Source organism: Lentzea sp. NBRC 105346, assembly GCF_030269605.1.
Taxonomy (GTDB): Bacteria; Actinomycetota; Actinomycetes; order Mycobacteriales; family Pseudonocardiaceae; genus Lentzea.
Genome location: NZ_BSTQ01000004.1, coordinates 142,153 through 166,277, shown reverse-complemented (window position 1 = coordinate 166,277; position 24,125 = coordinate 142,153). Strand labels below are relative to the sequence as shown.

At 68.8% G+C, this 24,125-nt stretch carries 18 protein-coding genes; 11 read left to right on the top strand and 7 right to left on the bottom strand.

Translation table 11 applies throughout. The annotated features are described in order from the left end of the window. Positions 1-17 precede the first annotated feature (17 nt). Entirely contained in the window at positions 18-1,643 is a 1,626-nt protein-coding gene (locus QSK35_RS10715) for a glycosyl hydrolase family 18 protein (protein ID WP_285744776.1), read from the top strand. Positions 1,644-1,720: 77 nt separating this feature from the next. Here the strand turns inward: QSK35_RS10715 and QSK35_RS10710 are convergent, their stop codons facing one another. Both QSK35_RS10710 and QSK35_RS10705 read right to left on the bottom strand, forming a co-directional pair. Further along, entirely contained in the window at positions 1,721-2,800 is a 1,080-nt protein-coding gene (locus QSK35_RS10710) for a serine hydrolase domain-containing protein (protein WP_285744774.1), read from the bottom strand. A gap of 66 nt (positions 2,801-2,866) precedes the next feature. Beyond that, on the bottom strand, positions 2,867-4,099 hold the full coding sequence (locus tag QSK35_RS10705) for a M14 family zinc carboxypeptidase (RefSeq protein ID WP_285744772.1): 1,233 nt from the start codon (positions 4,097-4,099) through the stop codon (positions 2,867-2,869). Between the two features lie 381 nt (positions 4,100-4,480). On the opposite strand from QSK35_RS10705, the gene QSK35_RS10700 reads away from it, so the two are divergent. Further along, the gene (locus tag QSK35_RS10700; protein WP_285744770.1) at positions 4,481-4,621 is read left to right on the top strand and encodes a hypothetical protein; all 141 of its coding nucleotides are present in this window, start codon (positions 4,481-4,483) and stop codon (positions 4,619-4,621) included. A gap of 11 nt (positions 4,622-4,632) precedes the next feature. Next, positions 4,633-5,412 (top strand): alpha/beta fold hydrolase, encoded by a 780-nt coding sequence (locus QSK35_RS10695; protein ID WP_285744768.1) that lies wholly within the window; start codon positions 4,633-4,635, stop codon positions 5,410-5,412. On the opposite strand, the gene recD2 is transcribed toward QSK35_RS10695, so the two are convergent. Then, positions 5,393-7,567 carry an SF1B family DNA helicase RecD2 gene (gene recD2, locus QSK35_RS10690; RefSeq protein ID WP_285744766.1) on the bottom strand — a complete coding sequence of 725 codons (2,175 nt, stop codon included), beginning with the start codon at positions 7,565-7,567 and terminating at the stop codon, positions 5,393-5,395. The genes QSK35_RS10695 and recD2 overlap by 20 nt on opposite strands. A 143-nt stretch (positions 7,568-7,710) precedes the next feature. Between recD2 and QSK35_RS10685 the strand changes: the two genes are divergently transcribed. The 5 genes from QSK35_RS10685 (at position 7,711) to QSK35_RS10665 (ending at position 16,076) form a co-directional block, all read left to right on the top strand. Beyond that, a complete protein-coding gene (locus tag QSK35_RS10685; protein ID WP_285744764.1) occupies positions 7,711-8,388 on the top strand; it encodes a response regulator transcription factor in 678 nt (225 codons plus the stop codon). Then, entirely contained in the window at positions 8,385-9,371 is a 987-nt protein-coding gene (locus QSK35_RS10680; RefSeq protein WP_285744762.1) for a HAMP domain-containing sensor histidine kinase, read from the top strand. Before QSK35_RS10685 ends, QSK35_RS10680 begins: the two co-directional genes overlap by 4 nt. 89 nt (positions 9,372-9,460) lie before the next feature. Continuing rightward, positions 9,461-11,020, top strand: coding sequence for a DUF4153 domain-containing protein (locus tag QSK35_RS10675; RefSeq protein ID WP_285744760.1), 1,560 nt, complete (start codon positions 9,461-9,463; stop codon positions 11,018-11,020). A gap of 131 nt (positions 11,021-11,151) precedes the next feature. Further along, positions 11,152-14,898 carry a Pls/PosA family non-ribosomal peptide synthetase gene (locus tag QSK35_RS10670; protein WP_285745292.1) on the top strand — a complete coding sequence of 1,249 codons (3,747 nt, stop codon included), beginning with the start codon at positions 11,152-11,154 and terminating at the stop codon, positions 14,896-14,898. After that, positions 14,892-16,076, top strand: a complete 1,185-nt coding sequence (locus QSK35_RS10665; protein ID WP_285744758.1) for a M1 family metallopeptidase — start codon at positions 14,892-14,894, stop codon at positions 16,074-16,076. Before QSK35_RS10670 ends, QSK35_RS10665 begins: the two co-directional genes overlap by 7 nt. On the opposite strand, the gene QSK35_RS10660 is transcribed toward QSK35_RS10665, so the two are convergent. From QSK35_RS10660 to QSK35_RS10650, 3 genes are all read right to left on the bottom strand, one after another. Then, a complete protein-coding gene (locus QSK35_RS10660) occupies positions 16,063-17,169 on the bottom strand; it encodes a mechanosensitive ion channel family protein (protein WP_285744756.1) in 1,107 nt (368 codons plus the stop codon). The genes QSK35_RS10665 and QSK35_RS10660 overlap by 14 nt on opposite strands. A gap of 44 nt (positions 17,170-17,213) precedes the next feature. After that, positions 17,214-17,837, bottom strand: a complete 624-nt coding sequence (locus QSK35_RS10655; protein ID WP_285744754.1) for a DUF7919 family protein — start codon at positions 17,835-17,837, stop codon at positions 17,214-17,216. 67 nt (positions 17,838-17,904) lie between these two features. Next, positions 17,905-18,258 (bottom strand): MerR family transcriptional regulator, encoded by a 354-nt coding sequence (locus QSK35_RS10650; RefSeq protein WP_285744752.1) that lies wholly within the window; start codon positions 18,256-18,258, stop codon positions 17,905-17,907. 55 nt (positions 18,259-18,313) lie between these two features. Between QSK35_RS10650 and QSK35_RS10645 the strand changes: the two genes are divergently transcribed. Both QSK35_RS10645 and QSK35_RS10640 read left to right on the top strand, forming a co-directional pair. Further along, entirely contained in the window at positions 18,314-19,075 is a 762-nt protein-coding gene (locus QSK35_RS10645) for an alpha/beta fold hydrolase (protein ID WP_285744751.1), read from the top strand. Beyond that, positions 19,072-19,434 carry a putative periplasmic lipoprotein gene (locus QSK35_RS10640; RefSeq protein ID WP_285744750.1) on the top strand — a complete coding sequence of 121 codons (363 nt, stop codon included), beginning with the start codon at positions 19,072-19,074 and terminating at the stop codon, positions 19,432-19,434. Before QSK35_RS10645 ends, QSK35_RS10640 begins: the two co-directional genes overlap by 4 nt. Before the next feature lie 66 nt (positions 19,435-19,500). On the opposite strand, the gene QSK35_RS10635 is transcribed toward QSK35_RS10640, so the two are convergent. Further along, positions 19,501-22,743, bottom strand: a complete 3,243-nt coding sequence (locus tag QSK35_RS10635; protein WP_285744748.1) for a S8 family serine peptidase — start codon at positions 22,741-22,743, stop codon at positions 19,501-19,503. A gap of 356 nt (positions 22,744-23,099) precedes the next feature. Here QSK35_RS10635 and QSK35_RS10630 point away from each other — a divergent pair, with 356 nt between their 5' ends. Then, entirely contained in the window at positions 23,100-24,101 is a 1,002-nt protein-coding gene (locus QSK35_RS10630) for an aldo/keto reductase (RefSeq protein ID WP_285744746.1), read from the top strand. Positions 24,102-24,125 lie beyond the last annotated feature (24 nt).

The window sequence follows — 24,125 nt, the reverse complement described above, 5'->3', positions numbered from 1 at the left end:
TGCGACTGAGGAGTCCGATGTCCAAGCATCGACTGCATCTTGCGGCTCTATTCGCGGCCGTCGCCGCGATGGTCCTCGGCCTGGCGGTGGCCCCGGCGGCCAGTGGCGCCGGCGGCGTTTCCGCGACGTTCTCCAAGGGGTCTGACTGGGGAACGGGCTACGAGGGCAAGTACACGATCACCAACGGCAGCTCCGCGACGCTCACGTCGTGGACCGTCGAGTTCACCCTGCCGGCCAACCACCGCATCTCCTCGCTGTGGGACGGCAGCTACACCACCAGCGGCCAGACCGTGACGGTCAAGGGCACCTGGAACGGCACGATCAACGTGGGCGGCTCGGCGAGCTTCGGCTTCAACGTCGCCTACTCGGGCGCGTACTCGGCCCCGTCGAACTGCAAGGTCAACGGCGGCTCGTGCGACGCCGGCGGTCAGCCGCCGACGACCACGACCACCACCACGACGACCACGACCACGACGACGACCGGTCCGACGACCACCACCACCACGTCGAACAACCCCGGCCCCGGCGGCAAGAAGAACCTGGGCTACTTCGTCGAGTGGGGCGTCTACCAGCGCAACTACCACGTCAAGAACATCGTCACCAGTGGCTCCGCGGCGAAGCTGACGCACATCAACTACGCGTTCGGCAACGTGACCAACGGCCAGTGCGCGATCGGTGACAGCTACGCCGACTACGACAAGTTCTACGACGCCGCGTCCAGTGTGGACGGTGTCGCGGACACGTGGGACGCGGGCGCACTGCGCGGCAGCTTCAACCAGCTGCGCAAGCTGAAGAAGGCCTACCCGAACATCAAGGTCCTGTGGTCGTTCGGCGGCTGGACCTGGTCCGGCGGCTTCGGCCAGGCCGCGGCCAACGCGGCGGCGTTCGCGGACTCCTGCTACCGGCTGGTGGAGGACCCGCGCTGGGCGGACGTGTTCGACGGCATCGACATCGACTGGGAGTACCCGAACGCGTGTGGCCTGTCGTGTGACACGAGCGGTGCGGCCTCGTTCAAGACGCTGATGCAGGCCCTGCGGTCCCGCTTCGGCTCGGGCAACCTGATCACCGCCGCGATCACCGCCGACGGCTCGTCCGGCGGCAAGATCGACGCCGCGGACTACGGCGGCGCCTCGGCGTCCGTCGACTGGTACAACGTCATGACCTACGACTACTTCGGCGCCTGGGCGGCGCAGGGCCCGACGGCCCCGCACTCCCCGCTCACCTCCTACAGCGGCATCCCGCAGGCGGGCTTCAACTCCGACGCGGCGATCCAGAAGCTGAAGGGCAAGGGCGTCCCGTCGTCGAAGCTGTTGCTGGGCATCGGTTTCTACGGCCGCGGCTGGACCGGCGTCACGCAGGCGACTCCGGGCGGCACCGCCACGGGTCCGGCGCCGGGTTCGTACGAGCAGGGCATCGAGGACTACAAGGTCCTGAAGTCCAAGTGCCCGTCGACCGGCACCATCGCCGGCACCGCGTATGCCAAGTGCGGCAGCGAATGGTGGAGCTACGACACCCCGGCCACCATCGCGGGCAAGATGTCCTACGCCAACGGCCAGGGTCTCGGCGGTGCCTTCTTCTGGGAGCTGACCGGTGACACCACCAACGGTGAGCTCATCACCGCGATGAAGAACGGTCTCGGCTGATCCTTTTCGTCCCCCGCAAGTTGCTATGGGGGGAGCTTTCCAAGCGCTGGGCGCTTGGAAAGCTCCCCCCATAGCGTTTAGCAGAAGGCGGCCTTGATCAGATCCTCGTAGCCGTCGTTGTTACCGGGCGTGGGCGCCGTGCTCAGCGACGCCTCCAGCCGCTTCGACGCGTCCGGCGTCGTCATCATCTCGGTCAGGTACCCGAAGATGCCGCCGCCGTGGCCCCAGACCGTGACGCCACACGGCAGCTTGGTGATGCCCAGCCCCAGGCCGTAGTCGGGACTGACCGCGGTCGTCTTGGTCATCTCGTCCAGCTGGGCCTTCTTGAGCAGCTTTCCCTTGGCCAGCGCGGTGACGTAGGTGTCGAGGTCCCCCGTCGTCGAGATCATCTCTCCGGCCGCCCAGGCGACCGACGGGTTCATCCGCGTCACGTCGACCGGCTTGTCCTTGACCGTGTAGTACCCGTGGGCGTGCGGGCCTGGAATACCGGACCGGTCACCCGGCACCACGGTCTCGTTGAGCCGCAACGGGGTGAGGATCCGCCGCTGCACGGCCTGCTCGTACGGCCGGCCGGTCAGCTTCTCGACCAGCAGGCCCGCGACGATGTAGTTGCTGTTGGAATAGCTCCACTTCGTGCCGGGCGGGAAGTCGAGCGGCTGGCTGGTGGAGAGCTTGAGCAGCTCGTTCGGCTCCCAGTGCTTGAAGCGGATCGACTCGAAGTCGTTGAGCGGCAACGCCCTCGTGTAATCGTAGAGCCCGCTGGTGTGCTGCAGGACCTGCCGGACCGTGATGGTCTTGTCGATCAGTCCGGGCAGGTACTTGTCCACCGGCGCGTCGAGGTCGAGCTTGCCTTCGGCGTTGAGCTGCAACAACACCACGCTGACGAACGTCTTGGTGATGCTGCCGACCCGAAACCGGCCGTTCAGCGGCACCGGCTCGTCGGTGTCCAGCTTCGCGACACCCGAACGCGCCAGGACGCGGTCACGTCCGTTGGTCACGCGGGCCTGCGCACCCAGGGCCCCTCCCCCGTGGGTGAGCTTGTCCAGCGCCTGCTGGACCTCTTTGCGGTCAACGCTCTCCGCTTCCGCGAGAGCGGTTCCCCCGGTGAGGCCCAGCAGGCCGATGACCATCGCTGTTGCCAGTAATCGTTTCCCCATGGACCCCACCTTGCCGGGCCCTGGGCGAGCGCGCGTCCGTCTTTCGGCGTCGCGTTCCCTTAGGGGTTACTTGTACGGCGCGGCGGCCTTGCCCGCCGCGTACAGCAGCATCTGCTTCACCTTCGGCCAGTGCGTGGACGCCTGGCACGAGTACGCGGGCAGGAAGCCACTGCAGCTGCCGCTCTGCGCGCCGATCTCCCACACGAAGCTGGCGACGCCGAGGTCGTCGTACACCCAGTCGTCCGTGGCGCCGGCGGCGTTGTAGAGCACCTCGCCGGGCTGCCCGTACCGCCAGCCACCGGCCAACCGCGCCATCTCCTTGCCCATGGCCCGCAACGGCGCGTCGTTGCCGGTGTCGGCCGTGCTCCAGCCCCACGGGAACAGCACCAGGTTGGAGTAGCTGTGCATCGAGATCACGACGCCGCGCGTGTCGGCGGCCGCGGGCGCGGTGTCACCGGGAGCGCGCTTGTCCGGGTAGATCGAGCGCCACAGCGACTCCAGCGCCTTCGTCTCGGCCTCCGAGTCGGCGGACGGACCGCGGTAGGTCTCGTTGCACGGGTTCGTCGACGTGCCGGTGCCGCCGAAGTGCGAGCCGGTGTTGCGGTTCAGGTCGATGCCAGATTGGCCGCTGGACGTGCACTTGCCGTTGGCGTTGTCGGCGTTCTTGCGTTGCAGCTTCGGCGAGTCACCGCCGGACTGCACGATCTCGACGCCGTCCGGGTTGGCGATCGGCACCACCCAGACCTCGGTGGAGTCGAGCAGCGAGGTGACCTGACTGTCGGTGCCGTAGCCGTTGACGAGGTGGTCGATCCAGCGCCACGCCATGTCGCCCGTGGTGATCTCCCGCGCGTGCAGCTGGCCCATCACGAAGAACCGCGGCTTCGGCGCGTCGGTACGCCGTTCGCAGTCACCGGCATTTTTCTTGGTGATGCAAATGGCCTTCAGGTCGTAACCGCCGGCGCCCTGCGTCTTCTTCCACGAGTCGCCGTAGTCGACCACCGTGGCGAGGTTCGAATGCTGGGAGGCCACCTGGTCGAGATGCGCGAAGTGCGCGCTCAGCGTGTGGTAGCCGCCGTAGTAAGTCTCGTTCACGTCCAACGCCCGCGCGCTCACGGGCGGCGGCGCCCACTGCGGCGCCTCCATGACCGATTCGATGGCCGGCGCGAATCCGGCGGTGCGCAGCTGGCCCAGCACGTCTTGGGAACCGAGCACGAACAGGTCGTTCCCGTCGCGCTGTTCGAGCACGTCGAACCCACGGGTGAGCAGGTCCTGCGCCTTCTGCCCCAACGGGGCGGGCACGCGGTAGACGTACGTCGGTCCTGGCTGCGCGGCCGGTGCAGGGGTCGGTCCCGCGGCGCCAGTGGATGTACCGAACAGAAACGCAACGCTGGTCACGGAGGCGACCAGGAGTGCGAGCGGCTTTCGCCGCCCAGAGTCCGGGCGTTTCGACAAGTGATCCTCCTAGGCAGGGATGATCATCGAGGATGAACGAAGCGACCGCACATCCACCACCTACGGACGACTGGGGTTACCGTCCGGTTCTTGGGACGAGGTGAGACGAAAGTCGACCCGGCGGTAGTAAAACAATAGTATTCTTATCAGAATCTCGCGGCTAATCTTATTGCCATCACTGCATCGCCCAATCGCCGGGGGCCGTCGATATCTTATTTGGAGTGCGTCATGGACCATCTCTACCTCGACCACAGCGTCGGCGAGATTTCCTACTACGCGATCCCCGATCGGTTCTATTCTGCATGGCGTGGGTGGCAGGCTGACGACGACGAAGGCCTGGAGCCGCACATCGTGCGGAGCATGGACTAGGGGGTTTGCGCATGTCCGGAGCCGAACTGAGCACGTCCGGGTTGTCGAGCGTGGTCAGGGGAAGCGGCCCGGCGTTGCTGCTCGTGCACGGCGCGGGTGGCAGTGTCGTGTCGAATTACGGCCCGGTACTCGCACCTCTCACGAAGAAGTTCACGGTGATCGCACCGGACCTCCCCGGTTCCGGTGCGTCACCGCGTTCCACCACGCCTTTGGATCTTGATGATCTTGCCGACCGGGTCGTCGCCTGCGCGGTGGACGCGGGCCACGAGACGTTCGCGCTCTCCGGTTTCTCGATGGGCACCGCGATCGCCGTGCGAGCCGCCGTACGACACCCGGATCGGGTGACCCGGCTCGTGCTCACCGCGGCCTTCCCGACGCTGGACGAGCCTAGCCGCGCGAAGATCGACCGCTGGCACGACCTGTTCGACCGGCCGCGCGACGAGCTGGCGCGCTACGTGCTGAAGCTGATGGTCAGCCCGGACTACCTCGACCGGTTGTCCACGGAGCAGTTCGAGGGGTTCGCGGAGCTGATCGCCGCCAGCGTGCCGCCGGGGGCCGCCGACCACATCGAGCTGTTGCTGCGCGTGGACGTCACCGCGGACCTGCGGCGGATCTCCGTGCCCACGCTGGTGATCGGGCCGAAGTACGACCAGCTGCTGTCGCCGGGGCTGGCACGCGAGGTCGCGGATCTGGTGCCGGACGCGAAGTTCGCCGACATTCCGTGTGGTCACGCCACCGCGCTGGAGAAGGCCGCCGTGTGGGCGGCACTGATCACGGAGTTCCTGACCTGAGCCGGTGCGCCAGCGCGGTGTGCCTGCGGCCCGCGCCGACCGTGCGCACCGCCTGCCCGATCGCCCGCTTCGACCCCACCAGCACCACGAGCTTCTTGGCGCGCGTGACCGCGGTGTAGAGCAGGTTGCGCTGCAACATCATCCACGCGCTGGTCGTCATCGGGATGACCACGCACGGGTATTCGCTGCCCTGCGACCGGTGGACGGTCATGGCGTACGCGTGGGACAGCTCGTCCAGCTCACTGAAGTCGTAGTCGACGTCCTCGTCCTCGTCGGTGCGCACGACGAGCTTCTGCTCCACCGGGTCCAGCGCGGTGACCACGCCGAGCGTGCCGTTGAAGACGCCGTTGGCGCCCTTGTCGTAGTTGTTGCGGATCTGCGTGACCTTGTCGCCGACGCGGAAGACGCGGCCGCCGAACCGCTTCTCCGGCAAGTTCTCCCGTGATGGCGTCAGCGCCTCCTGCAGCACGACGTTCAACGCGCCCGCGCCGGCCGGGCCGCGGTGCATCGGGGCCAGAACCTGGATGTCCTTGCGCGGGTCGAGGCCGAACTTGCGTGGAATTCTCGACGCCACGACGTCCACTGTCATCGCGGCCGCTTCTTCCGCTTCGTCGACTGCGAACAGGAAGAAGTCCGGCATGCCCTGCACGATCGGGTAGTCGCCGGAGTTGATCCGGTGCGCGTTGGTGACGACACCGGACTCCTGCGCCTGCCGGAAGATGTGCGTCAGCCGCACGTGCGGGATGGGGCTGTCCGGCGCGAGCACGTCGCGCAGCACCTCACCCGCACCGACCGACGGCAGCTGGTCGACGTCACCGACGAGCAGCAGGTGGGCGCCGGGCGCGACGGCCTTCACGAGCTTGTTGGCCAGCAACAGATCGAGCATCGACGCCTCGTCGACGACGATCAGGTCGGCGTCGAGCGGGTGGTCGCGGTCGAACGCAGCGTCACCGCCAGGCTTGAGCTCCAGCAACCGGTGCACGGTCTTCGCCTCGTGACCGGTCAGCTCCGTCAGCCGTTTCGCGGCCCGGCCGGTCGGCGCGGCGAGCACGATCTTCGCGTTCTTGGCCCGCGCCAGCCGCACGATGGACTTGACGGTGAAGCTCTTGCCGCAGCCCGGCCCACCGGTGAGCACCGCGACCTTCTGGGTCAGCGCCAGCTTCACGGCCTCGGCCTGATGCGCTTCCAGACTCGTCCCGAGCCACGCGAACGCCTTGTCCCAGTTCACGTCCCGGAACGACGGCATCCGGTCCTCGGGCCCGTTCAGCAGTCGCCTCAGCTGAGACGCAAGGGAGATCTCCGCGCGGTGGAACGGAACCAGGTAGATCGCGGTCAGCTCGTCGGGCAGCTCCTCGCGGACCACGCCCTCTTCCTGCACGAGCTCGGCCAGGCACTCGATGATCAGCCCGGTGTCGACCTGCAGGATCTTGATGGCGTCGGAGATCAGCTCCTGCTCGGGCAGGAAGCAGTTACCGTCGCTGGTGGCCTCGGACAGCGTGAACTGCAGCCCGGCCTTGACCCGCTGCGGGCTGTCGTGCGGGATGCCGACGGCCTTGGCGATCACGTCGGCGGTGCGGAACCCGATGCCCCACACGTCGGCGGCCAGCCGGTACGGCTCGTCTTTGACAACGTCGATCGCCTTGTCCCCGTACTGCTTGTAGATGCGGACCGCCAACGACGTGGACACGCCGACGCCCTGCAGGAAGACCATCACCTCCTTGATGGCCTTCTGCTCCTCCCACGCGTCCGCGATGAGCTTCGTCCGCTTCGGACCGAGCTTCGGCACCTCGATGAGGCGTTGCGGCTCGTCCTCGATGACTCTCAGGGCGTCGACCCCGAAGTGTTCGACGATCTTGTCCGCGAGCACCGGCCCAATGCCCTTGATCAGGCCGGATCCGAGGTAGCGGCGGATGCCCTGGATGGTCGCGGGCAGCACCGTCGTGTAGTCGTCGACGTGGAACTGCTTGCCGTACTGGGGATGGCTGCCCCACCGGCCGCGCATCCGGATCGACTCGCCGGGCTGGGCGCCGAGCAGCGCGCCGACGACCGTGACCAGGTCGCCGCGCCCGGTGTCGACCTTGGCGACCGTGTACCCGTTGTCCTCGTTGGCGTAGGTGATGCGTTCCAGCACCGCTTCGAGGACCGACGGATTCACGCCGCCAACCTACCTCTGCCAACGAACGTGACGTTCAGGGACATCTATGTCCCCCGATGTCACGTTCGCTCTTCCGGGAGCCTGCACAGGACCTTCACAAGTTGCACCAGCGGCCTCCATGACCTCCACATAGAGTCCGTGCCATGACAGGGGGACAGCGCCGGGTTCTCGTCGTCGAGGACGAGCTGACGATCGCCGAGTCGGTCGCCGCGCGGCTGCGGGCGGAGGGGTTCGTCGTGGACCTCGCGCACGATGGGCCGTCGGCCGTCGACAAGGCGCGGGAGCTGCGGCCGGACCTGGTGGTGCTGGACGTGATGCTGCCCGGTTTCGACGGCCTCGAGGTGTGCCGGCGGATCCAGGCGGAACGGCCGGTGCCGGTGCTGATGCTGACGGCTCGCGGAGACGAGACGGACCTGCTGGTGGGGCTCGCCGTGGGGGCGGACGACTACCTCACCAAGCCGTTCTCGATCCGCGAGCTGGCGGCACGGGTCCACGCGCTGCTCCGCAGGGTCGAGCGTGTTTCCGCTGGTAGCCGCATTGTGCTGGGGGAACTGCGGATCGACCTGACCGAGCGGCGCGTGCACCGGGGCGACGCGGAGGCACACCTGACGCCGACCGAGTACGACCTGCTGGTGTTCCTCGCCGAACGGCCGCGCGCGGTGCAGGCGCGGGAACGGCTGCTCAACGAGGTCTGCGGCTGGCACGCGGGGGCGTCGTCGCGGACCGTCGACAGCCACGTGAAGGCGTTGCGGCGCAAGCTGGGCGCGGACCTGATCCGGACCGTGCACGGGGTCGGGTACGCACTCGAGGTGCCCCGATGAAGGACCTCCTGCCCCGGCCGCTCGACCCGATCCGGTCGATCAAGCTCAAGCTGGGCATCGTGATCATCGCGTCGGGTGCGGCGTGCTTCGCGTTCTTCCGGTACAAGATCGGCTGGCTGCCCGCGACGACGACGGTGTCGGCGCTGGTCATCGGCCTGATCACGTCACAGCTGCTCGCGCACGGCATGACCTCGCCGTTGCGCGACATGACGAGCGCGGCGCGGGCGATGGCGCAGGGCGACTACACGCGCCGCATCCGGGCCACGTCCCGCGACGAGGTCGGGGAGCTCGCCGAGGCGTTCAACCTGATGGCCAACGACCTGGCCACCGCCGACCAGCAGCGCCGCGAGCTGATCGCGAACGTGTCGCACGAACTGCGCACGCCGATCTCCGCGTTGCAGGCCGTGCTGGAGAACGTCGTCGACGGCGTCGCCGCGCCGGACGAGGCGACCATGCGCACGGCGCTGGCGCAGACCGAACGGCTGGGGCGGCTGGTGACCGAGCTGCTCGACCTGTCCCGGATCGACGCCGGCGCGCTCACGCTCAACCGGGAGGAGCTCTTCCTCGACGTGCTGCTCGCCGACGTCGTCGCCGAGGCGAAGGTGGCCGCACCCGAGGCGCGGTTCACGGTGACCGTCGAACCGCCGGACCTGACCGTGATGGCCGACGGCGAACGGCTGCACCAGGTCGTGGTCAACCTGCTGGACAACGCCGCGCGGCACGGGCCCCGCGGGGGACACGTCGAGGTCGTCGGTGGTTGCACCGCCGACTCGATCGTGATCGAGGTGCGCGACGAGGGGCCTGGCATCGCCGTGGCCGACCGCGGCCGCATCTTCGAGCGCTTCACCCGAGGAGAACGGGCCGGCGGGGGCGGCACGGGACTCGGGCTCGCCATCGCCCGCTGGGTGGTGGACCTGCACGGCGGCACCATCGCCGTGGTCGACCCCGGATCCCGCATCCGGGTCACCCTGCCTCGCTACTGAAAAAGCCAAAAGCGGTCGTGAGTGTTTTCCGTCGCTATGGCAACGGAAAACACTCACGACCGGCGATGACGCACACCCTGGAGACGGATGTGAGTGACGAGAAGCCCGACGCGACGGCGGCGAAGCTCGCCGACGAGTGGGCCGGGCCGAAGCCGGCGCAACGCGTGCAGACCGTGCCCGTGTACCCGGCGGCGGGGCCGGTGCTGTTGCAGCCGCCCGCCCCGATGTTCCCGTGGTGGAAGCCGCCGGCCGAGTCCGCGCCCATCGGGGTGTTATGGACCGGCGCGGCGGCCGGTCTCGGCGCGGCGGCGCTGACCCCCTGGGTGATCGGTGTCGGCTGGTTCCTCGGGGGACTCGTCGGCACGATCGCGTTGGTCGTCCACATCGGACGGCCGACGCCGCGTCAGTCGCTGTGGCTGGCGGCGGCCCTGGCGCTGCTGGGCATCGGCGCACTGCGGGACGCCGACTGGCTGTTCCCGTTGTGCGTCATGGCCTCGATCCTGTGCGGTTCGCTGGCCGTGACGAGCGGAAGATCGGTGCTGCACCTGGGGTTCAGCGCGATCGCCGTGCCGCTGGCGGCGCTGCGGTCGATCCCGTGGGTGGCGCGCGGGATCGGGAAGGCTCGGCCGCGCAACGCCCGGATCCTGGTGTCGCTCGCGGTGAGCGTGGTGCTGCTGCTGATCTTCGGATCGTTGCTGACGAGCGCGGACGCGGCGTTCGACCGGCTGGTGCAGCGGATGGTCCCCGACCTCGACGAGGCGACGGTCAGCTGGTGGATCTTCCTGTTCGGCGCGGCGGGGTTCGGCGCGTTCGGTGCCTGCTACCTGCTCGCGGCACCCGCTCACATCAAGGCGAACGACGACCGCGGGCCGGGACGGTTGCGCCCGGAGGACTACGCGCTGCCGGTCGGCGCGCTCGTGGTGCTGTTCGCGGTGTTCATCTGCACGCAGCTCGCGGTGATCTTCGGCGGTGACGCCTATGTGCAGGCGCCCGGAACCGTCACCTACTCCGAGTACGCGCGGTCGGGTTTCTGGCAGCTGTTGTGGGTGACCGTGCTGACGCTCGCGGTCATCGGGTTCGTGGCGCGGTTCGCCCGGAAGGACGAGGCGCGCGAACGGACGTGGCTGCGCGGGCTGCTCGGCGCGCTGGCGGTGCTGACGCTGGTGATCGTCGCGTCGGCGATCAGCCGGATGTGGTTCTACCAGCAGGCGTACGGGTTCACCGTGCTGCGCCTGGTGGTCGAGGCGTTCGAGCTGTGGCTGGGCCTGGTGTACCTGCTGGTGATCTTCGCCGGGATCCGGATGGAGGCGAAGTGGCTGCCCAACACCATCGTGGCGACCGGTGTGGCGTTCTTCCTGTCGCTCGCCGTGCTGAACCCCGAGGGCATCGTCGCTTCCCACAACGTGACCCGTTGGCAGGAAACGGGGAAGATCGACCCGTACTATCTGTCGGAGCTGTCCGCCGACGCGCTGCCCGCGATCTACCAGCTGCCGGAACCGTTGCGCAGCTGCGCGATCTGGCCGGCGAGGTTCGCGCCGGACGGGCCCGAGGACTTCCGGCACTGGAACCTCAGCCGGTCCACCGGACGCGCGCTGCTGGCTGCCCAGCCGCCGACGAATTCATGCGAAAACGTCCGCCCATACAGGTGAATCGGGTGTGAGACGGCGCACCAACCACGTGATCAACGGTTACAGCGCGGTAAAGTTCCTGGTCAACCCAAACTTCGAAAGGCGGAAGTGGCCGCGCTGTGACCGTTGTCCTGGAGCCCGTAGTCCGTTCGATGTTCACCGCAGGCCCGGCCGCCGAGCCGCGCACCCTGCTGGACATCCTGCGCGCGAGTGCCGACGAGCACCCGGCCGCGCTTGCCGTCGATGACGGAACCACCGCGCTGACGTACCGCGCGCTCCTCGTCGAGATCAGCGACCTCAAGGCCAAACTCGCCGCCGAGGGCATCGGCGTCGGTGACCGGGTGGGCGTGCGCGTGCCGTCCGGCACGGTCGACCTGTACGTGAGCATCCTCGCGACGCTCGCCGCGGGCGCCGCGTACGTCCCGGTCGACGCCGAGGACCCGGACGAGCGCGCCGAGCTCGTGTTCGGCGAGGCCGGCGTCTGCGCCGTTCTCGGTGCCGGGCGGTCCATCGAGATGAAGGGCGCGCCGATCGGCGTCGAGGGCGAGCCCGGCCCGGACAACGACGCGTGGATCATCTTCACCTCCGGTTCGACCGGGAAGCCCAAGGGCGTCGCGGTCACGCATCGTTCCGCCGCCGCGTTCGTCGACGCCGAGGCGAACCTGTTCCTGCGGGACGAGCCGATCGGTCCGGAAGACCGTGTCCTGGCAGGGCTTTCCGTCGCGTTCGACGCCTCCTGCGAGGAGATGTGGCTCGCGTGGCGTTACGGCGCCTGCCTCGTGCCCGCGCCGCGTTCGTTGGTGCGCACGGGAATGGACCTCGGGCCGTGGCTGGTCGAGCAGGAGATCACCGTCGTCTCGACGGTGCCGACGCTCGCCGCGCTGTGGCCGGTCGAAGCGCTCGACGACGTCCGGCTGCTGATCTTCGGCGGCGAGGCGTGCCCGCCCGAGCTGGCCGAGCGGCTCGCGGTCGACGGCCGCGAGGTCTGGAACACCTACGGCCCAACGGAAGCGACCGTTGTCGCGTGTGCCTCGCAGCTCACCGGCGAGGGTCCGGTACGCATCGGTCTGCCGCTGGACGGCTGGGAGCTTGTCGTCGTCGACGCGACCGGTGAGGTCGTGCCGATGGGCGAGTCCGGCGAGCTGGTCATCGGCGGCGTCGGCCTGGCCCGCTACCTCGACGCCGAGAAGGACGCGCAGAAGTACGCGCCGCTGCCGTCGATGGGCTGGGACCGCGCGTACCGCAGCGGTGACATGGTCCGCGCCGAGCCGGAGGGCCTGATCTTCCTGGGCCGCGCGGACGAACAGATCAAGCTCGGCGGCCGGCGCATCGAACTGGGCGAGGTCGACGCGGCGCTGCAGGCGCTGCCCGAGGTCGCCGGCGCGGCCGCCGCGGTGCGGACCACGCGTGGCGGCAACCAGATCCTCGTGGGCTACCTCGTCGCCTCCCCGGAGTTCGACCAGGCCCTCGCCGTGGAACAGCTCCGCAACGAGCTACCCGCCGCGCTGGTTCCGTTGCTGGCGCTGGTCGACACGTTGCCGACACGCACCTCCGGCAAAGTCGACCGCGCCGCCCTGCCGTGGCCACTGGACTCGATGAACGACTCGACCCCGGTCTTCGCCGGAGTCGAGGGCTGGCTGGCCGAGCAGTGGGCCGCGGTGCTGGGCAGCGGCCCGGCGGCCGAGGACGCGAACTTCTTCTCCAGCGGCGGCAGCAGCCTCTCCGCGGCACAGCTGGTGTCGATGATCCGCACCCGGTACCCGAGCGGGTCGGTCAGCGACGTCTACCAGTACCCGACGCTGCGGGCGCTGGCGAAACGGCTGGAGCAGTTCGACGCCGAGCAGGCCGAGGAACGCGTCGTCGTGCCGACGCCGCGCTGGACCGGTCTCGTGCAGACGCTGCTGATGGTTCCGCTGCTGACGATCTCCGGCGCCCGCTGGGTGACGTTGCTGGCGGCGCTGTCGAACGTGCTGGGCTGGACGCACGTCTCGTGGTGGTGGATCGCCGCGGGCTGGGCGGTGTTCATCAGCCCGGCCGGCCGGCTCGCGATCTCCGCCGGCTCCGCGCGCCTGTTGTTGCGCGGCATCAAGCCCGGCAAGTACCAGCGCGGCCACGGTGTCCACTTGCGACTGTGGACGGCCGAGAAGATCGCCGAGCTGTCGAAGGCGACCGAGCTGCACGGCACGTGGGTCACGCACTACGCCCGCGCGCTGGGCGCGAAGATCGGCCCCGGCGTGGACCTGCACTCGTTGCCGCCGGTCACCGGCATGCTCAAGATCGGGCGCAACGCGGCCGTGGAGCCCGAGGTGGACCTCGCCGGGCACTGGCTGGACGGCGACGTGCTGCACGTCGGCCGCATCCGCATCGGCGCGGGCGCCACGGTCGGCGCGCGCAGCACGCTGTTCCCCGGCGCTCGGATCGGCAAGCGGGCCGAGGTGGCGCCGGGTTCCGGTGTGACCGGCTCGATCCCGACGGGCCAGCGCTGGGCCGGTGTGCCCGCTACTCGCATCGGCAAGGCGGCGCGGGACTGGCCGCGGCGCCGTCCGGCCCGCTCGCAGTTCTGGAGCCTGATGTACGGCGTGAGCTCCTCGCTGCTGGCCGCGCTGCCGTTGCTGGCGGCGGTGCCCGCGGGCCTGTTCGTGCTGCGGCACGAGGTGACGCTGCGCTCGGCGCTGCTCGACGTGCCCGCGGCGTCGGCCATCTGGTTCGGCACCTACGCGCTGCTCGTGCTGGTTTCGGTGCGGCTGCTGGGAATCGGTCTGCGCGAGGGGTATCACCCCGTGCACAGCCGGATCGCGTGGCAGGCGTGGACGACCGAGCGGCTGATGAACAACGCGCGCACCGCGCTGTTCCCGATGTACGCCAGCCTGTTCACGCCGGTGTGGCTGCGCGCGCTGGGCATGCGCGTGGGCCGTCGCGTCGAGGCGTCCACGGTCGTGGCACTGCCGAAGATGACCCGCGTCGGCGACGGCGCTTTCCTGGCGGACGACACGATGGTCGCGTCGTACGAGCTCGGTGGCGGCTGGCTGCGGATCGCGCAGGCCCGCGTGGGCAAGCGCGCGTTCCTCGGCAACTCGGGCATGACCGCGCCCGGCCGCGCGGTGCCGAAGGGCGGTCTGGTCGGCGTGCTGTCGGCCGCGCCGAAGCGGGCCAAGGCCGGTGACTCGTACCTGGGCATGCCGCCGATGAAGCTGCCGCGCAACGTGTCGGAGGGCGACGACTCGCGCACCTACGACCCGCCGCGGCACCTCATGTGGGCACGCGGCCTGGTCGAGTTGTGCCGGTTCGTCCCGGTGATGCTGAACGTCGCGCTGGTCGTGCTGGTGCTGTTCGCGTTGAAGGCACTGGGGGTCTGGGCGGTGCTGCTGTCCGGTGTGGTGCTGCTCGGCGCCGGTGTCCTGGCGTGTCTGGTCGCCCTGCTGGCGAAGTGGACGCTGGTCGGCCGGTTCCAGGCGCGTGAGTACCCGCTGTGGAGCGCGTTCGTGTGGCGCAACGAGCTGGCGGACACGTTCGTCGAGGTGCTCGCGGTGCCGTGGCTGGCCGGGTTCTCCGGCGGCACGCCGATCATGAACCTCTGGCTGCGTTCCCTCGGTGCGTCGATCGGCCGTGGCGTGTGGTGCGAGTCGTACTGGCTGCCGGAGGCGGACCTGGTGCGGCTGGCTCCCGGTGCGACCGTGAACCGCGGCTGCGTCGTGCAGACGCACCTGTTCCACGACCGCATCCTGCGCATGGACCTGGTCACCCTGTTCGACGGCGCTACCTTGGGCCCGCACGGCATCGTGCTGCCCGGCGCGTCGATCGGTGCACACACGACAGTCGGCCCCGCTTCACTCGTGATGCGCGGCGAGCAGGTACCGTCCGGAACGCGATGGCTGGGAAACCCGATCTCCGCGTGGTGACGGTTCGCCACTACGACCTGGAGCTGGACTACAAACCGCACTCCGCGCGCCTGAGTGGGCGCGCGGTGCTGACGGCTGCCGGAGATGGACCGTTCGTCCTGGACTTCGGGCCGTTCCACATCGCCAAGGTCCTGGTGAACGGCAAACCCGCCCGGTACACGCACCGGGCGGGCAAGCTGCGGGTCCAGGCGGCGGTGCGCGGCGAGTTCACCGTCGAGGTGCGGTATTCGGGCAAGCCGCAGCCGGTGCACACCCGCCACTGGGGCGACCTCGGGTGGGACGAGCTGACCGACGGCGCGATCGTGGCCTCGCAGCCTTTCGGTGCGCCGTCGTGGTTTCCCTGCGTCGATCTCGTCTCACAGAAGGCGACGTACCGGATCTCGATGACCGCGCCGTCGCCGTACACCGTGGTGTGCAACGGTGTTCTGGTGGACGGTCACGTCGGCGGCAGCACGACCACCTGGGTGTACTCGTCCACCGAGCCGATGGCGACCTACCTCGCGTCCGTCCAGATCGGACAGTACGTGGAGGTCGCGCCGCGGGTGTTCGCTCCCGCCCGCCTGCGTCGTGCGGCCGCGTTCGACTTCGCCCGGCAGCCGCGGATGATCGAGGTCTTCTCCTCGCTGTTCGGCCCCTACCCGTTCGCGGACTACTCGGTCGTGATCACCGACGACGAGCTGGAGGTGCCGATCGAGGCCCAGGGCCTGTCGACGTTCGGCGCGAACCACGTGGACGGACGCCGCGGCTCCGAACGCCTGGTCGCGCACGAGCTGGCGCACCAGTGGTTCGGCAACAGTGTCGGCATCGCGGCCTGGGAGCACATCTGGCTCAACGAGGGTTTCGCCTGCTATGCCGAGTGGTTGTGGTCCGAGGCGTCCGGCGGCCCCACCGCCGAGGTGATGGCCGCACGCGCCCGCACGCTGCTTTCAGTGCTGCCACAGGACATCCTGATCGGGTCACCGGCCGAGGAACACTGGTTCGACGACCGCGTGTACAAGCGGGGTGCCCTGACGCTGCACGCCCTGCGGGTGGAACTGGGTGACGACTCGTTCTTCTCCCTGTTGCGGGAGTGGACCTCGCGGCACCGGCACGGCACGGTGACCACCGAGGACTTCGTGTCCCTCGCCGGCCACCGCGACCTGCTCAACCGGTGGCTGTTCGCCCCTAAGTTGCCCTAGGTCCGGAGAACACCTCGTCGCGCTGCTGTCCGTCGGGGCTGTCCCCGAACACGCGCGCGTCCGTGTGCTGATCCCGCTGTTCGCGCGGCTTGACCGGACTCCGCCCGGCGTTCTGCGTGCGCACCTGCGGCATCGCGTTGTTGTGCCGCACCCAGTCGACGAGGTGCTCGCGCACCAGGCACCGCAGGTCCCACAACTTCCCGGCGTCCGGTGCACTGATCAACGCACGGGTTCTCACTCGTCCCCAGGTGGCGTCGACAACCTGCAACACGCAGACCCGCCCGTCCCACAGGTCGTTGTGCTCCAACATGTCCCGCAACTCGTGCCGCATCTGTTCGACGCTGACCGACCAGTCGACGTCCAGCTCGATCGTGCCGAGCAACGCGGACTGCGTGCGCGTCCAGTTCTCGAACGGGGTCTTCAGGAAGTAGCTGGTGGGCATGATCATCCGCCGGTCGTCCCAGAGGTGCACCACCACGTAGGTGAGCGTGATCTCCTCGACTCGCCCCCACTGTTCCTCCACCACCACAACGTCTTCCAGCCGGATCGCGTCGCTGAACGCGATCTGCACGCCGGCGATCACGTTACCCAGCAACGACTGCGCCGCCAGGGCCGCGACCGCACCGATCACACCGGCACTGGCCAGCACGGTCGTCCCGATCGCTCGCACGCTCGGAAACGTCATCAGCACCGCGCCGATCGCGAGCACCCCGATTACCACGGTCGCCACGCGGCGCACCAGCGTGATCTGCGTGTGCACCTTGCGCGCGTGCCGGTTGTCCGTGACGTTCGTCGGAATCTTCGCCAGCGCGACGTCCTCCATCGTGGTCACGAACGCCACCAGCAACCAGGCGCCGGCCGCGATGAGCACGACGCCCAGCACGTGCAACACCGGTGATTTCCACTCTCCGGTGGTCTTTGACACACTCAGGCTTATCTGTGCCGCCAGGACGGCGCCGAACAACTGGCCGGGGCGGTACATCCGTCCGGAGTGGGCGAACCGCTGCAGTGCACGGTGGACAATCTCCACGATCACCAGGGCGAGGGCGACGGAGCCGCCGACGGTGACCAGCAGACGCACGGATTCGGGCATGCGTCATCACCTCCCTCACGGGCGGGTACCCGTGCGGGACGCGGTCAACACCCGCGCGGCGAGTAGATCCGCAACACACCGACCACGTCGGCACCCTCCACGACGGACAGTTCCACTCCCTCGGCCAACGGAGGCACCAACTCCCGGATCAACGCACCGACCCGCACCTGCGCCCAGGTCGGATCGGGCTGCAACAGCACGCTGACCGGGAACCCGCCCTCCAGCTGCACCGCGGTGAGCCGCAACAGCTCCAGCGGCGGAGTGACATCCCAGGTGACCGACCCGAAAGCGACCGGAGCCGATATCTCGGACAACCGGGCGAACCCCAGCACGGCCTCGACGAACTCCAGCGGCGGCTGGTACGAGTGCGCCTCGATGTAGTGCGGAAGGAGATCCGGCGCCGAGTAGCTCCGCCCGTCCGCCCCTGGAACGTGGATCTCCATGTGCCCGCGCGCCCGCTCGTCGCGATGCCCGCCGCAGAACTCACACCAGTGCCAGCCGCGCGTGACGTGCGTGCGCTGCGAGGCGAGCGTGCGCAACGCGGGCAGCACGCCGTCGGGCACCGGGCCCGTCGGGAACGGCGCCTTCTTGCTCAGCCAGCCGACGTTGACCATGCCGGGCACCGAGCGCAGGTACTCGTACGGGGTGAGGTCCGCGAACCAGGTCATGCGGCGGTCTCCGTCCTGTCGCGCACGCGGCAAGAGGAAACCGCCCGCGGTTGGGGCCCGATTGGGATCATGCTGGAGCGGACCGGTCGAGGATGCCGGTGATCAGGTCGCGGCACCGGCTGATCTCCGCGGCGGCGGCGTCCAGCCGTTCGAGCTCGGTGTGCAACGTCTGCCGGAGCTCCGAGCACGGGTCCAGGCGCGGCGAGGCGTCGATGACGCACGGCAGCATCTGGCGCACGGTGCGCAACGGCAGGCCCACGTTCAGCAACGAGCGGATGCGCAGCACGGTCTCGACGTCGCCCTCCGCGAACGCCCGGTAGCCGTTGCCGTCCCGCGCCGAGGTCAGCAGACCTTCCTGCTCGTAGTACCGCAACGACCTGGCGCTGACCCCCGTCAGCGCCGACAGTTCACCTATCAGCACAAATCACCCCCACGGCTTGACCTTGACACTAATGGCAAGGCCTACTTTGGCCGTCATGGACATCGTCATCACCCACGGCGTGCAGACCGTCGCCGACCACTGGGCCGAGGTCGCGGGCCGGTTGCCCGGCGACGTCACGGTTCCCAACCGGCGCGGCCGCCTGCAGAGCGAACCCCACGGAGAGAGCTACGGGCTGCGGACCGAGATCGACGATCTCCACCAGGTTCTCGACACGAAGAGCAACCCCGTCCTCATCGGGCACAGCTACGGCGGCCTGATCGCGTTCCTCACCGCCGCCGAACGCGACGATCTCACGGCCCTGGTCCTCTACGAACCGGTTGTTCCGGTCGACGGGCCGTTCGCCCGAGACGCGCTGCGGCGGATCGAGGCCGCGATGGACCGGGACGACCTCGACGAGGCGTTCTCGATCCTGGCGGTCGACCTGGTCGGCGACCCGCCAATGTACGTCGAGCTGTTCCGTGCCAAGGATCCGCGCGGCTGGGCGGAGATGCTCGGGCTGATGGCCGGCACGTTCACCGAACTGCGGGCCGTCGACGCGTTCGACTACGACCCGAGCACGCCGAGCCGGATCAAGGTGCCGACGCTGCTGCTGCTCGGCGAGACCAGCGACCGGCCCGAGCTCATCTACGGCCGTGCCGCGCGGGTGCTCGAGCAGGACATCGAGAACGCGACGCTCGAGGTGCTGCCGCGGCAGGGCCACATCGCGCACCGGCTCGCGCCCGAGCTGCTGGCGGACAGGATCAACCGGTTCCTCGCTGCAACCACTGGGACGCGCGACTCCGTCCTGGAGGCATGAGAAGAGCGCTCGTCGCCGCAGCGTGCGTGCTCACGCTCTCGGGCTGTGGTAGCAAGGCCACACCGGCCCAGGAGGTGACCGCAACCGTGCCGCCCACGATCAACAAGACCAATGTCGACCAGGCCAGACGTGACGGCGCGAAGTCCGTCACGGTGATGGTGTCGGTCAAGGAGGGACGCCACGACGACGTCGTGAAGGCGCTCAGGGAACTGGGCGCGAGCGTCGAGGCCCAGGACCCGAAGATCGGCTACGTACGGGCCGAGGTGCCGATCGAAAAGGCCGACGCCGTCCCTGGCCTGCCGGGAGTGTCCAAGGTGGACGTCGACGAACCGCTCAGCTACCGCGATCCCGAACCCTAGAAACACCGTTAAGGCCACCTTCACTGCGCTCAACGCAGTGAAGGTGGCCTTAACGGCACTACCGGACTAGCTCACCGACTGGACGATGACGGCACCGCGGCCGACGACGTCGTTGCCGGAGGTGCGGACCTCCAGGTCACCGCGCAGGACGCGCCCGGCGCCCGGCTGACCGTTCGCCGTGAAGACGCCCGCGACGTTCCACGACGCACCGGCGGCGCGGTCGGCGTTGGCGTCCGAGACGGTCAGCGAACCGAGCGACGACGACGTGTAGATGTCGAAGTAGTCGTAGTCGGTGTTGCCCGTGGGCACCGCGTAACCGTCGATCACGACCTTCCACGCACCGGCCGCCGGGTTCGCGACCGTCACCGATTCCTCGGAGTCGCCGTCGGCCGACTGCCCGGCCTGCACACAGGTGCCGGTCGTGCAGTTGAGGACGGTGAGGTCGAGGTCGGAGGCGGCGTCGGACGGGTTGCCGATGGTCGCCGTCAGCGCCGAGGCGCCGGCCGGAACCGTGACGTCGTAGATCGTCGTCGCACCGTTCGCGATCGACGGGCGCGCCGTCTTCGCGCTGCCGACCGCACCGGCCGCGAGGCGACCGTTGAACGCGGCCTGCGTGTTGTTGACCGTGTAGCTGCGGTTCAGCGGCACACCCAGCTGCGCGGACGCGATGACGTCCGGGTTCGGGCTGATGGTCGTGCCGAGCACCGAGGCCGTCACCGTGTACGGCGCGTCGAGGGTGTCGGACGTCCGGCGCGCCTCGACGACGATCTCCCACACACCCGGCAGCGGGTTGGTCAGCGTGCGGCTGGTGGCGGTGCCACCGGCGCAGCCGGCCCCGGCGTCGGGGTTGTAGCAGCTGGTCGACGCGGTGCTGTCCAGCGGCACACCCTGCGGGGTGAAGCGCAGGAATCGCACCTGGCCCTTGCCGGCCTCGGCGCCGCCACCCTGCAGGTCGATCTTCAGGGCGCTCGTGCCCTTGGGCACGTTGACGAACAGGTGCTGCGTCTTGTTGCGGCTGACCGTGCCGGACTTCGTGACCGCGAACTTGTTGGCGGCCGAGAAGTTCGTCGTCGCGAACACCGTGTTCAGCGTCTGGATGTCAACGCCCGACGTCATGACGTCGTTGATCTCCAGCACCGCGGAGTGCACCCCGGCGGACTTCGGGTTGATCGTCACCGGGAAGAGGACCGGCTGGTTGAGCGGCAGCAGCACCGTCTTGGCGGAGCTGAACGTGCCGTCGTTGCCCTTCCACTTCACCGAGTGCGTGACCGGCGTGCTCGCACCGCTGGTGCGGGTCAGCGTGTAGGTGCGGGTGTAGGACTTGCCCGCCTCGACACCCTCGCGGTCGTGGATGCCGACACCGACGTTCGGCGTGGCCAGCTGGCTCGACTGGACCGTGCTGACCGGAACGGCCGTCTTGATGGCGTTCGGCTTCGGGTCCTTCTTGAGCAGGTTGTAGGCCGCGATCGTGTTGAACAGACCCGCGCCCTGCTCGTAGGCACCCAGGTTCGGGACGTACGAGGCGCTGCCCTGGATCGCGTAGCGCACGGCGGCCGAGGTCGGGCGCTGGCCGTTGTGCGTGGCCTTGTAGGCGCCGACGATCAGCGCGGCGGCACCGGTCGCCTGCGGGGCGGCCATGGACGTGCCGTTGAACATCGAGTACCCGGCGGGCAGGGCGTAGGTGCCCGCGACGGGGCCACCGGCCTGCCAGCGCGGCGTGGTGGAGATCGCCGAGCCCGGCGCGACGATGTTCGGCTTGAACCCGCCGTCCTCACGCGGACCACGCGAGGAGAAGCCGTGCAGGTTCTGGGTGTCCTTGGTGACCGATCCGTAGTTGGACAGCCAGGTCTGCTTGGTGATGTACGAGCCGACGCTCACCGCGTCCGTCGCCACGGACGGGTCGCCGACGGTGTTCGCACCGGCGCCGCTGTTGCCCGCGGAGATGAACAGCTGGACGTTGTACTCGTTGATCGTGCGGTTGTAGAGCTCCGCACGGGCGTTGTTGCCGTCGTTCAGGGCCGGCAGACCGCCGATGGAGATGTTCACGACGTCGGCGCCGTTGCGCGCGGCGTAGAGGACACCGTCGATCAGGCCGGAGCTGGTGCAGGACGGCGTGGAGAGGCAGACCTTGACGGCCATGATCTTCGCGCCGGGGGCGGCACCGGTCATCTTGCCGTCGAACAGCTTGTTGCCGCTGGTGATGCCGGCGACGTGGGTGCCGTGCGCGGCGGCGGACATGCCCAGGTTGACGTACGGGGTGCCCGCGTTGTCGTAGATCGAGCGGTCGGTCTGCACGACGAACGCGATGCGGTCGATCACCGGGGTCGCCGGGTTGTCCGTACCGAAGAACGCGAAGTCCTGCTTGACCTTGTAGTCGATCATCCGCTTCTCGTTGGTGAAGTTGCCGTCACCATCGAGGTCGACGAAGACCTCCTTCGTGGTGATGTCCTGCAGGACACCCCACGAGTCGAGCCGGTCGCCGTCGCGGTTGATGTCGCCGCCGGTCTCACTGCCCGGACCGCCGAAGTCGCCCGCGGTCTCCTTGAACAGACCGAACGAGTACGGGCCACCGGTGGACGGCGCGGTCCACTCGCGGCCGCCGTTGGTGAACTTGCCGGTCGTGCCGGTCTTGGTCATCGCGACCCAGCTGCCGTCACCGGAGTTCGTGGCGTTCGCGTTGTACCAGTCGATGATCTTGCGCTCGCCGGTGCTGGTGGTGGCCAGCGCCGGGGTGTCGAGGTCGACACCGGTGTCGAGGACCGCGATCGTCGTGCCGCGGCCGTCCCACTTCGGGTTCGCCGCCGTGAAGTCCGATGCCTTCGTGTCACCGATCGGCATGTACGGGTTGTCCTTGGGCGTCGACGCGCTCGGCGGCGTCTGCGGCAGCGGGTTCTCCGCGCCCTCGGGCTTCGGGTTGTCGAGCGCGATGAGGCCGTCGACGTCGACCGACTCGACCGACTTCAGCTTGGCGGCCTTCTCGGCGTTGTCCCGGGGAATCGTGACCTTGACGTAGTCGACGTCCTTCTCGGTCTTCTGGACCGTGGCGCCGAGCGCCTTCAGCTCGTTGACCGCGGCGTCGGTCTTGCCGTCCTCGGCGGCGACCAGCAGGTCGACCGTCGGCTTGCCCTGCGCGGCGGCCTCGGCGAGAAGCTCACGGTCGTTCTTGTCGAGCTGCTTCTGCTCGGTCTGCTGCGGCTGCTCCTGCGCGAGAGCGGGGGTGGCGGCGAAGCCGAGCCCGGAAGTACCCAGCACCGCGGCGAGCAGGGCCGCTCCGGTGCGGTGTCTCCACCGAGACGTTGAGTTGATCACGGCGCAAAACCCTTCGTGGGGAGAGAATGCGGCAAGCACATCTCCCCGCGCGTGGGCGATCAATCAGACAGGTGGAGCAATGCGGAATTCCACATTGGACTGTTCAGCGTCTTGTTTGACACGCAAGAATATGCTGCGTTTCCGTGGAACGCGCAACTACCATCCAGTCAAGAGCTGATGGGCGGGAATGTCAACCGCTGTTAACGGTGAACATGCTTGCCGGGTAACGAATTCGACACTACCGCCGATGCATTGATCGCCACCACTGCTCGGTCCGAGCAGTTATTTGTGTTGGACACGAACGGGCTCGCGCGACGAGGCTGGGCACCACAGCCTCGAGCGCAAAGGAGCGCGAAGTGTCCCTGCCCACCAACCGCCTCGGCAACACGGATCTGCACATCACCCGCGTCGGGTTCGGCGCCTGGGCCGTCGGCGGCGGGGACTGGGCCTACGGCTGGGGTGAGCAGGACGACGCCGAGTCGATCGCCGCGATCCGTTACTCGATCGAGCAAGGCGTGAACTGGATCGACACCGCGGCCGTCTACGGGCTCGGGCATTCCGAGGAAGTCGTCGCGCGTGCTTTGTCGGGCTTGTCCGACGCCGATCGTCCTTTCGTGTTCACGAAGTGCGGTCTCGTTTGGGACGCCGAGTCGCCCACGGCCAAGCCACCGGCCCGCGTGATGGCGCCGTCGTCGGTCCGCCGCGAGGTGGAGGACTCGTTGCGCCGGCTGAACGTCGAGACGATCGACCTCTACCAGGTGCACTGGCCGACGGACGACGGCACGCCGATCGAGGAGTACTGGCAGACGCTCGCGGACCTCAAGGCGTCCGGCAAGGTCCGCTACATCGGTCTGTCCAATCACGACGTTCCGGCGCTCGACCTGGCGGAGAAGGTCTCGCACGTCGACTCGCTGCAGCCGCCGTTCTCCGCGATCCAGCGCAAGAACGCGCCGGAGATCGCGTGGTGCGCCGAGCACGACACCGGTGTGATCGTCTACTCCCCCATGCAGTCCGGGCTGCTCACCGGCGCGTTCTCGGCTGCGCGAGTGGCATCGCTGCCGGAGAACGACTGGCGGCGTCAGTCGCCCGACTTCTCCACGGGCCTCGCGGCGAACCTCGAACTGGCCGCGGCACTGGAGCCGATCGCGCTTCGCCACGACGTGCCGGTCGCTGCCGTCGCCGTGGCGTGGACCCTCGCGTGGCCCGGCGTGACGGCCGCGATCGTCGGCGCGCGGCGGCCGGCGCAGATCGACGGCTGGCTGCCGGCGGCGTCGCTGGAGCTGTCCGCCGAGGACATCTCCGAGATCGCCGAGGCCATCGAGCGCACGGGCGCGGGTTGGGGTCCCAGCCGGCCGTGACTGCTCCGTTCGTGTGAACGGAGC